Here is a 14487-nt window from a genome sequence, read left to right as displayed (position 1 = left end):
CAGTACCTAAACCCATCATAAACCGAGTACCTTACTGATTAATGGTGATGATGGCCGCCTGGACCGTGAACGTGGCCATGAGCTAGCTCTTCGTCAGTGGCGTCGCGAACGTCGATTACTTCCACATCAAAATGAAGATTCTGGTCGGCCAGCGGGTGGTTCCCATCAACCGTAACGGAGTCCGGACTTACGTTCGTCACCGTGATGAGTTCGCCCTGATTGGTTTCAAACTGCATCCCGACTTCTACTTTTTGTCCACCAAAAGCTTTGATGGGCACTTCCTGAATAAGCTGAGGATTCCGTTTGCCGTAGCCTTTTTCGGGCGCTACATCTATTTTTGCTTTATCGCCTTTTACTTTTCCTTCCAAGCCTTCTTCCATACCAGGAATGAGATTCCCCTTGCCATGAAGGTAATAGAGCGGATCATTGCCCTGGCTCGAATCCAGGACGTTTCCCGCGTCATCACTGAGCGTATAATGGATGGCGGCTACTTTGTGTTTCGATATTTGCATGGTAATAAGCGTTACCGGTTGATTTAAGATAGGAAACAACCGAAAGGCAAAATTGGCTTTTCTCCTTTAAAATATTTTAGTCGTCGGCAATAATTAGTAACTGGCCCTGTAAACCGGCTTAAACTGCGCTGATCAATTTTACCGTATAAGTCCTTTAACTCGTTTTAAGAACGATAAACTACCGCTTACGAAATATTTGGTGATGGAGTTCGTTTCCCTCAAACCGGTGTGTGTAGCATTGGGACTTGTTCGGTAGAACAGGTCAGGTTTATTCACCATCAATACTCGACTATGACTACGAAACCTTGTTTCGGCTGGGCGATTGCTTTCGCTCTACTCATCGGAGCCAATGGAATGGCGCTGGCTCAAGACCAAAATGCAGCGGTTCAGTCTGCTTCGGCAAGCAACATGGGTATGCCTGGAAGCGCCCTCAAATCGGGTGTGTCGACCGGGAAAGATTTAGCCATTAGTGCAGCCAAATCGGCTGATCACACGATTCTGTTCCGGGCGTTGCGGGTGTCGGGTTTAACCGAACAAGCGAGTAGTAAGGGTCCATACACCGTTTTTGCGCCGACCAACGACGCGTTCAGCAAACTACCCTCGGGTACGGTCGATGAACTGATGAAGCCAGCGGCAAAAGCAAAACTGACTAAGTTGCTCGCGTATCATGTCGTGAAAGGCAAGCTGACTTCCAGCCAACTACAGGACGGGCAGAAGCTTAAGACGGTAACCGGCGGTACATTGACCGTGGGTAAACAAGGTGATACGGTAACCATTACCGACGGAGCTGGCAATACGGCCACCGTCAATGCCGCTGATATTGAAACAACCAACGGGATCGTTCATTCGGTAGATACGGTATTGATGCCTGCTCAGGGCGGAAAATAAACCGCTGATATCGTTAACAATAGGCATAATCCGCTGATTCGGCTGTCGAGTTAGCGGATTATGTGTTTATAGACAAGCCAAACAATATCAGTAACCGGTGGTTATCTCAATGAAAAGAGGCTGTTGCTAACAGCCACAAAACCCTGAAAGGAGGACGTTATGGAAAGTGAAGACAAAGAAAATCTGATTCGCGCAAAACAGGCTATTTCACCCGCCGGTTTGGGTGACCAATCCGTCGAAGGAACCAGCGGACCGGGCAGCGAAATAGACCCTGAAGAACTTGCTCCCGATGCGTTGGAAGATGAGTATATGGACGGTGATGAGCCCGCTGCAAACGTGCATATGATGCACCCAAACCGCAATCCGAATCCAAAACCTGATATCGATAAGCCGCCCTATAGTTAACGAATAGGATTAACGAAATGTAGGACGCCCTCATCAGATACTCTGGCGAGGGCGTTTTCTATGTTAACGAACAAACGCCCTCGATAACCTAAAGGGGCGTTTTCGAGTTTTTAAAGAAAGCTACACTCAACGAAAATGGATACACGTAAAATTTGGATTGGCGTGGCCGTATTGGCCGGATTAGTGGTCTTGTTTTTTGTTGGTCGTGAGGTGATCTCCTGGCAAAAGGGCAAGCGTGAAGAAACAAACAACCGTGAACAGGCTATCCGCAACCTGAGCTTGGCGAAGCAAAACCTTCATCAGATTTGTCGATATGCCGATTCGGTAGGGATTGACACGAGCCGTTATGCGATTACGCCATCGGTTACCCGAGAAGAGGTTGCTGATAAGATCGCGCAACTGATGATGGAAGTTCGATACGGGAAAAAACCATCGCGGGTCGTTTTCAGCGGACTGCCCGAAGCAATTGATTCGTCGTGGGTTGGGAAAGCCGATACCGCATTTTCCCGATCATTGTTGGGGAATACGTCCTTCGCTCCCTACAACCAGTTAGTAGGTCATTATAACCGGTTGCGTAATCTGGCCAAAACAAATCCGGCGGTTGCCGATTCGCTTCGGTTGATTCGCCAGACGCTGAACTTTTACCGCTACATTAACCGCTTTGAACCCGAACGGTTTGTGGTTGTAAATATACCCGCTGGCGAGTTAAACGTGTTTGATCAGAGCGGAAAACGGTTTGTACCGATGAAGGTGGTTGCCGGTAAAAAAGACAAACGCACGCCGTGCATGACAACCTACATCAAGGATATCGTGGCGTACCCTTACTGGAACGTGCCAAAGAGCATTGCCACCAAAGAAATGCTACCGAAGATTCAGAAAGATGTGGCGTTTCTGTATAATCAAAACCTGGAAGTGCTCGACAGCCGAAACCGCGTGGTAGATCCCGAAGAGGTGGATTGGGAAAGCCTTTCCGAGACGAACTTCCCGTATCGTATCCGGCAGGCGTCCGGCTGTGACAACGCGCTGGGGCTGATTAAGTTTGATCTGGAAAATCCATTAGCCATTTACCTGCACGATACCAATGGCCGCGATATCTTTACCGTCACCAACGACCGCTGGCGCAGTCATGGCTGCGTGCGGGTACAAAAACCGGTTGAGTTGGCCAACTTCGTACTCGGTAAAGAAACGTTCGATGCTGGTTTTATGAACCGTTGCCTGATCGATCAGAAGCCGCAGACACTCTCGATTCCCAAGCGCTTTCCCGTTTTTATCACCTACAATATTGCTGACGTCGATGCGGCTGGGAAACTGCGTTTTTACAACGATGTGTACGAGTTAGGCAAATAAATGAACTCAGTGGATGCGCTTCTGTAAAAAAACAGCCAGGTATCCAGTTAGCAAATGGCATCGATTTTGTTGCGGCTCTCGTGTGCCTACGAACGTATAATCGGTGACAATTGCAGCGCGTGAGAAAAGTAGTTTTGATAAGTCTTTTTATTTTGCTGCTCTGGCACGTGTTGGCTTATGTCGTCACGTCTGTTGGGACGTGGAAGCAGCAAGAGAATGACTTATCGAAACGCTTGTCGGTTTATCGGTCGGTAGACAGCCTTGTCGAGTTTTACGTACCCTTGTCAGATTCAACGGATAACACCGTACTTACTCGCATTACTCAGCAGGGGTTTACTCACCACGGTCAATACTACGCTGTTGTCAGCTTAGCGCTAAACAATGACACGCTATACATTGCTGGCTTGGAATCAGATAATCATTCGTTCTGGCAGGATGATCTACTAACATTTCTGAATCCGCATTTATCGACTGGACCGGAAACGAACCGTAAGGCCAGTCAGTTACTCAAGTTGTTGCTTAAGGAATATTCTCCGGGTTCCCGCATTGTACTCTATTTTTTGAACCTCTCCTGGCGGGAATCTACGGCAATTTCCAGTGCCCCCTTTATGTACTCGACTCGCTCTGAGCCGACCTATTCGCTCCCTCCCGAGCGGGTAATCTGATCAAACTTCTTGTGTTTTTCGTCAACTGGCTGGCTACTGCTTCAGTAGGTAGAAACAGATTGTCTACTGTGGCTTTGCTGTTTGACGTAATGGGGCTGTCTTTCACGAGTTAAACTCGTTGGCAGGCAGTCTATCTGTGCGTAAAAGTCAAACCATCGAACTTGTATTTACTAAAACCGTATGCGTAATTTTTATGGCCGTTTTCTGAACCGGTACGCCAAAAGGTACATCGGCTATGTAGTTGGTGTTGTTTTGGGTGGCTTGCTCTGGGCTTGTCAACCCCGTAATGAGGTGATAAAGCCCAGCGCTGATGCGTCAACAGTCGATGCGTCGGTAGCCCTTCATTGGATGGATTTATTCTTAAAAATTGAGCAGTATGCGCCTGGCTATCGGCCACCCGTTGCGGCTCGAACCTTGGGTTATATCGGTCTGGCGGCTTACGAAACCATCGTTCCCGCGTCGGCTACCTATCAGTCTATAGCCACCAAACTTCCTGGTTTGTCGGTACCTACAATTGACGCAGGAAAATCGTACCGGTGGGATATAGCGTTGAATGAAGTCTACTATCTGACGATGAAAGGGTTCTTTCCCCATATTACCGATGCCGACAAAGCTAAAATAGAGAATCTGTATAAAAGCCTGCTGACGAATGCTGTTGGTACTGCCGACGAACTTGACCGGTCAAAGCAATTCGGGCAGGCTGTAGCGACAGCGGTACTTGCTTATGCTAAAACCGATGTTGCGGGCGATGCGGCTTATCTACGCAATCAGCCTAGCGATTATGTTCCCCCGGCAGGTGTTGGCAAATGGCTTCCCACGGCTCCTGATTACAGCCGGGCTTTACTGCCTTACTGGGGTAAAGTAAGAACGTTTGTTGCGGGTGATGCTGACAAGCTAGCGAAGCCTCCACTAGCGTACAGTACCAACGTAACCTCAACTTTATTTGCCCAGGGACTCGAAATCTATTCGGCCACAACGCCCCTGTCCAGGGAACAGCAATGGATTGGCGAGTTTTGGAGTGACGATATTTATAAATTGACATTTGAACCAGCCGGGCGCTGGCTGGCCATTGCGCAGCAGGTTGTGCGTAAGGAACGGGCGTCTTTAGAAAAAGCTGTGTATACGTACGCTAAAGTAGGTATCGGTCTTAGCGATATTGGGGTAGCCTGCTGGAATTCGAAATACGTATACAATATCGAACGGCCTATTACTTATATCCGCCGGACGATTGATCCGACCTGGCGAACCCGATTAAATAATCCGATCACGATTCTGGAAGGCATTACGCCACCGTTTCCGGCTTACCCTTCCGGCCATTCGTGCTTTGGGGCCGCAGCTGCCGAAGTTTTGACGGACATATACGGCGCTACCTACGCCATGACGGATCATTGTCACGAGGGACGTACCGAATTCAACGGGACGCCACGAAGCTACAACAGCTTTTACGAAATGGCACAGGAAAACGCTTACTCGCGCGTGCTTCTGGGCGTACACTATCGTATGGACTGTGAAGAAGGGTTGCGGATGGGCTATTCTATTGGCCGAAAAGTGAATCAGTTGGCCTGGAAAAAGTAGAATTTTAGTTGTAATTGAGCAACAGTGCTTTACACTTGTGTCAGGATATCGTCAATCGGTATCCTGACTGAGCGGGGTGTTGACAAGTGAAGCGAGTACGTATTGTCCGCATAAAGTAGTACTTTTAAGCCCTTTATACTTCTTTATTTACTTGCTTGTAAGGCGCGCAACGGTATTGTGTTACTTCGTATAGCCTAGGATTGATCGGATCAAACTAGCGTATTAGACCAAGCTGTATAAAATGAATTATCGACATACTACGAGCAAATACTAGAAAACCGACAGTGAATAAGACCGAATCAACGGAGCAGTTTCTAGGCGGTGGCGGTGAAATGGGAAAGTTGATCCGTTCAATGGACTGGTCGCAAACACCCCTGGGACCCGTTTCTTCCTGGCCACAAAGCCTACGTACTTCCGTTAGCTTGTGTCTTTCCTCAACATTCCCCATCCTTATTGCCTGGGGTCCCGAAACGATCCAGATTTACAACGATAGCTACCGTCCGATTTGTGGGGCCAAACATCCGGAATCGATGGGGCAGAACTTCCGTATCTGTTGGGAAACAGCTTTGCCCGTCGTTGGCGATGCATTCACCCGTGGGCAGCAGGGAGAAGGAACCTACATCAAAGACCAGCGGATGTTTTTGGATCGGAATGGCTATCTCGAAGAAGCCTTCATGACCTTCTCGTTCGCTCCGATTCGCGATGAATCCGGGGAAGTAGGAGGGATTTTCCACCCGATAACCGAAACGACCGACAAGATGCTTAGCGCTCGTCGGACGCAGGCTTTACGTGACATTGCTGCGGCAACCGGGCAGGTAAAAACCAATGGGGAGATCTATAGTAATATAACAGCTACGCAGTCAGACGCAGCTCTCGACTTACCTTTCCTGTTATTCTACGAGTTTCAGAACGGAGGAACGGTAGGAACGCTTGTTCAGGCAGCGGGCTTGTCGAGTACCCCCACGTCCCAACAACTCGATGTTGCGGCTACAAACTGGATAGCTGAATGGCCCAAGACGCTTATTATCAATGAGCTGAATAACAGTGTAGGCGTTTTGGAGGGAGGTCCTTACCCGGAACCCACTCATACTGCGGTTGTCTTACCCATTTACATTTCAAATAAGGCCGAGCCGTTCGGTTTTCTGATCGCTGGGGTTAGTCCACGACGGGAGCTCGATATCGACTATTTGAACTTTTATGAACTGCTGGGTAATACGATCAACACGGCGTTTTCGAACGTATATGCCTATCAGGAAGAACAAAAAAGGGCCGAGGCACTCGCTGCTATCGATCAGGCGAAAACGGCTTTCTTTAGTAATATCAGTCACGAGTTTCGGACGCCATTAACGCTGATTCTTGGTCCGCTGGAGGAGCTTTTGCAGGATGCATCGTTCCAGGCATCCGCCTACAAAGAACCGGTTGAATCAACGCACCGGAACGCGCTTCGTCTGCTCAAGCTTGTGAATAACCTGCTGGATTTCAGTCGGATTGAAGCAGGACGCGTAAAAGCCAGCTATCGCCCCCTCGATCTGGTTGGTCTGACTACGGACCTGGCCAGTAGTTTCCGCTCTCTCATTGAAAAAGCGGGTCTGCGCTTTGTAGTCGACTGTCAGCCTCTCACGTCCGTCGCGTATGTTGATGCGGAAATGTGGGAAAAAATTGTACTCAACCTGCTTTCAAACGCGTTTAAGTACACCTTGCAAGGAGCGATAACAATTCAACTGAGACAGGAACAGAACACCGTTGTACTGACTGTTATCGACACCGGAGTCGGCATTCCTGAGCGCGAAATTCCGCACATGTTCGAACGGTTTCACCGGGTAGAAAATGCGGGTGGTCGGACGCACGAGGGCACCGGTATTGGCCTCTCGTTGGTTAGCGAGTTGGTTCGTCTGCACCACGGCGTAATCTCGGTAAATAGTGCAGAGGGCAAGGGAAGTACATTCACCGTACGTATTCCCTTAGGGAAAACCCATTTGCTTCCTAGTCAGATCATTGAAGAAAAGCACCAAAAAGGGTTGACCAAACTGGCCGATAGTTTTATTCAGGAGGCCAGTACCATGATGACCAGCACAGAATCACCCGTATCGCAATCGGAATTGCCAGCCGAGGACGAAGAGGTAGATAAGTCTATACGGATTTTGATCGTTGACGACAATGCGGACATGCGGGCTTATCTGGTACGCCTGCTTACTCCTTATTTCACCGTTCGGACGGCGGTCAACGGGGCCGACGCACTGGCGCAGCTGACGAATTATGTGCCGCAGTTGATTCTGAGTGACATTATGATGCCGGTGATGGATGGCAAAGAATTGCTGAGCCGGATCAAAGACAACCCCGCTACGACACATATTCCTTTGGTTTTCCTGTCGGCGCGGGCCGGACAGGAAGCCAGAATCGACGGACTCGAAGCAGGTGCTGACGATTATTTGGTAAAACCCTTTTCGGCCAAAGAACTATTAACAAAGATTCGGGCGCAGGTCGCGATTTCGCAGTCGCGTCGGCAGGCTGAAAACCGCCTGAGCAGTCTGGTGCAGCAGGCTCCAGTCGCTATGATGCTTGTGAAAGGGGAGCAACTTGCGATTGAGTTGATCAATCAGGCCATGCTCGCGTTACTGGATCGGGATACGGACATTGTGGGCCAACCCTTACTTACGGCTCTGCCTGAACTGGATGGACAGTCGGTGGCCGACCAGTTTCGTGAGGTATATAAAACCGGGAAATCTACTTACGGCTGGGCTGTAGAGGTACCCGTAACACGAGATGGACAGCTGGAAACGGGGTATTTCAACATTACATTCGCTCCTTATTACGAAGGGGATACCATCACAGGCGTGCTGGAAGTGTGCACCGAAGTAACTGATCTGATTCGGGCAAGCCGGGCACTGGAAACCAGCGAACAACGGTATCGTCAGTTGTCGGCTGAACTAGACCAGCAGGTTCAGCAGCGCACCGAGCAATTACAGGCGTCTATCCAGGATTTGCAGCGCTCTAATGACAACCTGCAACAGTTCGCCTACATTGCTTCGCACGACTTGCAGGAGCCTTTGCGAAAAATCCAGTCTTTCGGGGATTTGTTGAAAAATAAATACACGGATCAACTCGGTGATGGGACTGCTTACCTGGAACGGATGCAGTTCGGGGCTAATCGAATGTCGCTGCTCATCAAAGATCTGCTTGCCTTTTCCCGGATTTCGACTCGCCAGGATGCCTCTGCGCCGGTATCGTTGAACAGCGTGCTTAAAATGGTGCTGACGGATTTAGAGCTGACCATTCAGGAAACAGGGGCCGTCATAGAAGTCGGGCCATTACCAACGATCATGGGCGACAAATCGCAACTAGGCCAGCTGTTTCAGAACTTAGTGAGCAACGCGCTTAAGTTTCGCCAGGTTGATCGGACGCCCCACATTCAGATCAGCGCTCAAACGGTATCCGCTCTGGAAATGTCTTCGTTGGCAAGACCGACTCGGATGGCGTCCGCTTACACCCGCATCGATGTTGCTGACAATGGAATTGGTTTTGATGAGAAGTATCTGGATCGCATTTTTCAGGTTTTCCAGCGACTGCACAGCAAAAGCCAATATCCAGGAACGGGAATCGGATTGGCCATCTGCGAAAAAGTGGCAATCAATCACGGGGGAGCCATTACTGCTGTCAGTACACCGAAACAAGGTACCACATTTCAGGTCTACTTTCCCATGCTATGGTAAACTTGGCAGAATACTGATAGCGTCCGGTCCTGGCTCTGCTCGGTAGCTACGCGTGGATTGCCTGAGCAGCAAGATTGGCTTCATCGATAGGATTCAGGCTAACCGGATTAATATGCAAGTTCTTGACTTCTTTCAGATTGATTGAATAGGAATTCTCCGATTCGGCCCGACGAAAGCAGTGTTCTAGCAAAAAGAGTTTTGATTCAAGGGCCGTTACCTGATGAAGAGTAAGCGTTTTTTTGGTTAACGAAAAGGAGCCGTTGAAATTTAACTCGTCCTTATCAACAATCATGCGAATAGTCATTTCCTGATTACTTAGCTAGCGAATGTATCTTATGTCAGATGTCGCATTCGTGCTGGACTGAATGCTGTTTTAAGACGGAGAAAGATGAATTAGGTATCGCATGATTTATGGACTTTCTTTCGCAGAATTGCCGATGGATCTAGTGGGGTAGTTGTTTCAGCCAAGTCAGATCGAATCGGTAATGCTGACTATAACTGACTAAATAAATCAAATTTCCGGGCGTTTGCGTGATCGCGAGGTAACCTTTCGACTCCGCAACGGATGCCAACGGAGTTTACGGATCGACTAAAGTCGGATTATGCCTGTAAACAAAGCAGGACACTTTGTCTAATCACGGTTAATGGACGAGTTTGAGCGGTTTTCCCAGACGGTACCGATGAAACCAAGGAATAAGCCTGTTAGAGCACTAATCAAACATGACTTCGTGAGTGAGGTATTCTCGTAATTGACCGAGGGGTTTTAGATTCCACCAGTCTTCATCCGGGATGCGAATACTAAATGTGGTTTCGACCTGAACCAACAAGTCCGTAACATCCAACGAGTCGAGGCCGAGATCCCGCGTGAAATCGGCCTGATCGGTAAGTGCCATAAAGTTGACACCCATGTTGGCAAGAATTTCCTGCAAGCGACTGTTTATCTGACTGAGTTTCATAAAGTACGAGTTGAGCGTTGTTGAAAAGAGCTTTTTCGGGAAAGGATACGGTGTCGGCAAAAAACACATGATGGTTTTCTGCCGACACCGTATGCAAGGGTGTATTACGCAGTTGCTTCGGCCAGTGCTTCGGTTCGCTTCGCCTTACGGAAACGGTTTTGGAACCATTCCTGGAGCCGATCGACCAGGTAATACATCATCGGTACCAGGTAGATGGTTAGCACCATCGAACTGCTTAGCCCACCGATCAGCACCCAGGCCAGCGAGTTTTTCCATTCGGCACCCGCACCACTTGCCGTCGCAATGGGAACCATACCGATTACCATGGCAATGGTGGTCATCAGAATGGGCCGTAAACGTTCTTCACCCGCCGTTAGAATCGCTTGTCGAAACGGTACGCCCTGCGCTTTTTGCTGGTTGGCAAAATCGACGATAAGAATGGCGTTCTTGACCACCAGACCAATCAGCATTAACATACCCAGCATGGCGAAAATGCCGATGTTTGACGAGGTTAAGGCGAGTGCCAGCAGGGCACCGATTACGGCCACGGGCACCGAGAACAGCACCACAAACGGATAAACAAAACTATCGTAGAGCAACACCATGATGAAATACACCAGCATCAGACCGGCCAGCATGGCGATTCCTAGTGATCCGAATCCTTCACTCTGGTTCTTGGCGTCGCCACCCCAACTCACGGTTACGCCAGCCGGCAATGGGTTTTTAGCCAGATCAGCCTGAATTACGGCGGTCAAGGTACCCGAACCCGTACCGAGTGTATTGGCCGTTACCGTTACCGATGAACGCCGGTTTTTGCGCTCTAGCAGCGACGGTCCATTGCTAAGGGTGACGTTGGCAAATTCGCCTAGTCGCACCGCCCGATTGGCCAAGGGACTGAAGAAGTTGATATTCTTTACGTCGTTGGGGTCCTTGCGGTCGAAGGCATCCAGCATAACCCGGATTTCGTAATCTTCGCCACCATCCCGGAACTTCGAATCGTCGTTACCGGCGAAGGCGTTTTGCAGCGTGCCGCCCACGGTCTGGATGTTCAGACCCAGTTTGGCCATTTTCTCCCGGTCGATATCGACCCGGACTTCGGGATTCCCCGACTCTACCGATACATTGACATCGTTGGCGCCGGGCGTTCTACTGATTCGATTGGCCAGTTCCTGAGCGGCTGCGAGATTTTGATTGACATCGTCACCACTGAGAAAAATTTCGATTGGAGCCGTTCCTGAGTTGACAATACCCACCACCGATGAGTTGAATTCGATAGCCGGAAAATGCTGCGTCAGTTCTTTCCGAACGTCGATCATGTACTGTTCGGTTAAGACATGACCAGGTCGTTCGGCAGCGTCGGCCAGTTGTATGGTCAACTCGGTTCGATTCGTTTCGCCTTGCCCGGTGCTATTCATCCCGGTACTCGCTCCACCCACGTTGGCAAAGATGGTCTGTACTTCGGGTTTCCTGCGCAGGTAATTTTCAATGTTTCGGGCAGTCAGGTTATTTTGCTGCAACGAGGCACTTTTGTCGAGTTTCATCGTTAACAGGAATTTTCCCTGATCGCCCTGAGCGACAAACTCCGAGCCAATAATTCCCAAACTCATTACCCAGCCGGTGAAGACGAAAATGGCAATCAGAATACCCGTAAACGCCAGCTTATGACTCAGTACCCAAGCCAGGCTGCTATGGTATCCAGTGGTCAGCGCCGTCAGCCCTTTTTCAAACCAAAGCAGAAAGGCCTGGAATGGATTTTTGGGGTTTAGGTGTTCCAACTTGGCGAGCATTGACGTAAGCCAGGGCGTCAGGGTGAAACTGACCACAAGGCTAACCATTGTGGCGAAAGCAACTGTCAAGGAGAATTGACGGAGCAAATCGGCGATGACCGAGTTGACAAGCGTGATCGGTACGAAAACAACCACGATTACCAGGGTAATGGCTACGGCCGCGAAGCCAATTTCGCTGACGCCATCCAGGGTGGCACGCCAGCGGTTTTTGCCCATTTCGAGGTGTCGTTGGATGTTTTCGAGCACCACAATCGAGTCGTCGACCAGAATACCGATTACGAGCGAGAGTGCCAGCAGCGTCATCAGGTTGAGCGAGTAGCCCATCACGTACATAAACAGGAAGGCGGAAATCAGCGAGGCCGGTACCGACACCATGACAATGAAGGCATTCCGGAAACTATGCAGGAAGAGAAGCATAACGACCGCCACCAAGCCAACGGCCAAAAACAAATCGTGCGTTACCGCTTCTACGGATGCGAGTGTGAACACGCTGCTGTCGTAGGCGATCGCAAACTTAACCTTATCTTTTACGTTGTCTTTCTCGATCTGCGTTAACTTCTCCTGTACCAACCGGCTGATTTCGACTGCGTTTGCGTCGGATTGTTTTTTTATGAACAGACCAATTCCGTCCCGACCGTTGTAACGGCTGATGCTGCTGGCTTCGGTTAGCCCGTCGGTTACGTTTGCTACGTCGCTCACCCGAATCGGGCTGCCCTGCGGAGGTGTTGCGATTACCAATTTACGAATGTCGTCCAGCGATGTGAATTTTCCAGCCAGCCGCAGCGTCATGTTTTCGGTGGTGCTCTTCACTTTGCCGGTTGGGAAATCGAGGTTGGCCTGATTGATGGCCTGCGTCACCTGAAGCAGGGATAACCCGTAGTAGTTAAGCTTATCATCATCGACGTTAATACGGATTTCCCGCTTGTCGCCCCCGACCATTGTAATGTCGGCTACGCCTTTAATCTGCTGGAGAACAGGCAGGTATTTGTCGTCAACCTGTTGATAAAAGACTTCGTTTGGCAGCGTTGAGGTGGCCAGCAACTGCATGATGGGCTGGTCGCTGGGCGATATTTTTGAGAGGGAGGGTTGCTCCGCATCATCGGGCAAATCGCTCACCATCTTGTCAATCTCCCGTTGCGCATCCTGCAAAGCCAGATCAATGTCGGTTCCTGGTTTAAACTGCACGACCAGAACTGACGCGTTTTCGAACGAATTGGCCTTTACATCATCGAGGTTATCCAGGCCCGATACAGCGTCTTCAATTTTTCGGCTTACTTCCGTTTCAACCTCCGATGGAGCCGCGCCCGGATACGCCGTCGTGATGGTAATGACCGGCGTGGAAAATTCCGGTAGCAATTCATAGCTCAGCAGGCGGTACGAAAACAGACCTCCGATTGTCAGTATCGCGAATAACACGATAATGAAGGAGGGACGTTTTATGATGGTTTCGACAAAATTCATGGTATAGATTCGTTAGAGTATCTGTAAAACTGGTCGGCACAGTTGCGTATCCCTACCGGAAGGTCTGGCTAACTCGAGGAAAACTGCATCGGTGGATCGACCGGTCGTTACGCATTTTTAGAAAGCTCTATTGTGCTGTGACCGGCGTTCCGTTTTGCAGGTTGACCTGTCCACTTGTAACCACTTGAACGCCCGGTTCCAGTCCATTGGTGATTTCGTAATAGTCGTTCGTGGTAGCGCCGATCTTGACCGACTTCAGTACCGCTTTTCCGTTCTCGACAACATAGACCTGTGGCTGCTTCTCCGAGCCAATGATAGCCTGCCGTGGGATAGCCAGCATTTGTCCTTTCAGCTTGTTCGTGTTGGCAATAGAACCGTACATGCCTGCCCGCAACTGATTTTTACCAGCATTATGAACCGTAATTTCAACCGGATAATTGTGAGCCGCATCCCCTTCGGCGGCAATCAGCGTGACGCGTCCCGCAAATTGAGCATCCGGGTATACTTCGGTTGACACGGAAAGAGTCTGACCAACGTGAAACTGATTGATGGCTTTTTCGGGAACATCGACCACGAGTTTCAGCGACGAGATATCCGTGATCTTGGCGATAGGCGAACCAGGGGAGACTACCGAGCCTTTTTCTACCATTTTCTCGGTTACGATACCGGCAAAAGGCGCAGTGATGGTGGCGTTGGCAATCTGCTTCTGGAGCTGTTTGATCTGCGCCTGGGTCGAGCGGATGCTGAGTTGGGTGCGCTCGATGTTAACCGCCGGTGTAGCATCCCCTTTCACCAGATTTTCGTACCGTTTCAGGTCGTTCTGATAGCCTTCGAGCGTTACTTGCAGCCCTTCGATCTGGTAGCGAAGTTGCTCGTCGTCCAGCTTGGCAATCAGCCGACCCGCTCCGACCTGTTGGCCTTCTTCAATGGGTAGTTGGCTGATCTGACCGCCCGCCTGAGGCCGGATTTCGACCTGACGGTTGGGTATAAACGAACCCAGAAATGCATTCTCCTGCGCTAAGTTGCGTAGTGTAGCGGTGGCCGTCCGCACGCCGACTTTCTGATCTGGATTCGGCTTGTAGACTTTTTCTTCGACTTCTTTTTTGTTGTTGAGTAGTGTCCAGGCTGTTAAGCCTAAGGTGCTGACTAAAGCAAGCAAGACAACGATTCGTTTCATGATT

Annotated in this window: 11 protein-coding genes; 6 read left to right on the top strand and 5 right to left on the bottom strand. The window is 49.9% G+C overall.

Annotated features, from left to right (window positions below):
• Positions 1–38: 38 nt before the first annotated feature.
• The gene (locus tag M0L20_RS21555; protein ID WP_232558667.1) at positions 39–512 is read right to left on the bottom strand and encodes an FKBP-type peptidyl-prolyl cis-trans isomerase; all 474 of its coding nucleotides are present in this window, start codon (positions 510–512) and stop codon (positions 39–41) included.
• 291 nt (positions 513–803) lie between these two features.
• Here M0L20_RS21555 and M0L20_RS21550 point away from each other — a divergent pair, with 291 nt between their 5' ends.
• The 6 genes from M0L20_RS21550 (at position 804) to M0L20_RS21525 (ending at position 9102) form a co-directional block, all read left to right on the top strand.
• Complete coding sequence (locus tag M0L20_RS21550) at positions 804–1400, top strand: fasciclin domain-containing protein (protein ID WP_232558666.1); 597 nt, start codon at positions 804–806, stop codon at positions 1398–1400.
• Between the two features lie 159 nt (positions 1401–1559).
• Positions 1560–1805 carry a hypothetical protein gene (locus M0L20_RS21545; RefSeq protein WP_232558665.1) on the top strand — a complete coding sequence of 82 codons (246 nt, stop codon included), beginning with the start codon at positions 1560–1562 and terminating at the stop codon, positions 1803–1805.
• 135 nt (positions 1806–1940) lie between these two features.
• Positions 1941–3152, top strand: a complete 1212-nt coding sequence (locus tag M0L20_RS21540) for a L,D-transpeptidase family protein (protein ID WP_248478978.1) — start codon at positions 1941–1943, stop codon at positions 3150–3152.
• 119 nt (positions 3153–3271) lie between these two features.
• Positions 3272–3817: a hypothetical protein gene (locus M0L20_RS21535; RefSeq protein ID WP_248478977.1), complete on the top strand. Its 546-nt coding sequence runs from the start codon at positions 3272–3274 to the stop codon at positions 3815–3817.
• A gap of 180 nt (positions 3818–3997) precedes the next feature.
• Positions 3998–5392 carry a vanadium-dependent haloperoxidase gene (locus M0L20_RS21530; protein WP_248478976.1) on the top strand — a complete coding sequence of 465 codons (1395 nt, stop codon included), beginning with the start codon at positions 3998–4000 and terminating at the stop codon, positions 5390–5392.
• A gap of 284 nt (positions 5393–5676) precedes the next feature.
• Positions 5677–9102, top strand: coding sequence for an ATP-binding protein (locus tag M0L20_RS21525; protein ID WP_248478975.1), 3426 nt, complete (start codon positions 5677–5679; stop codon positions 9100–9102).
• A 46-nt stretch (positions 9103–9148) separates the two neighbouring features.
• Here M0L20_RS21525 and M0L20_RS21520 read toward each other — a convergent pair whose 3' ends face one another.
• From M0L20_RS21520 to M0L20_RS21505, 4 genes are all read right to left on the bottom strand, one after another.
• Positions 9149–9406, bottom strand: a complete 258-nt coding sequence (locus M0L20_RS21520; RefSeq protein WP_248478974.1) for a hypothetical protein — start codon at positions 9404–9406, stop codon at positions 9149–9151.
• 406 nt (positions 9407–9812) lie between these two features.
• Entirely contained in the window at positions 9813–10058 is a 246-nt protein-coding gene (locus tag M0L20_RS21515; protein WP_248478973.1) for an acyl carrier protein, read from the bottom strand.
• 104 nt (positions 10059–10162) lie between these two features.
• Positions 10163–13306 carry an efflux RND transporter permease subunit gene (locus M0L20_RS21510; RefSeq protein WP_248478972.1) on the bottom strand — a complete coding sequence of 1048 codons (3144 nt, stop codon included), beginning with the start codon at positions 13304–13306 and terminating at the stop codon, positions 10163–10165.
• A 127-nt stretch (positions 13307–13433) separates the two neighbouring features.
• A complete protein-coding gene (locus M0L20_RS21505; protein ID WP_248478971.1) occupies positions 13434–14483 on the bottom strand; it encodes an efflux RND transporter periplasmic adaptor subunit in 1050 nt (349 codons plus the stop codon).
• Between the last annotated feature and the right edge of the window lie 4 nt (positions 14484–14487).

This window comes from Spirosoma liriopis (assembly GCF_023196085.1).
GTDB classification, from domain to species: domain Bacteria; phylum Bacteroidota; class Bacteroidia; order Cytophagales; family Spirosomataceae; genus Spirosoma; species Spirosoma oryzicola.
Note: the sequence above shows the minus strand (reverse complement) of the source record. Positions and strands in the feature narration are given on the sequence as shown.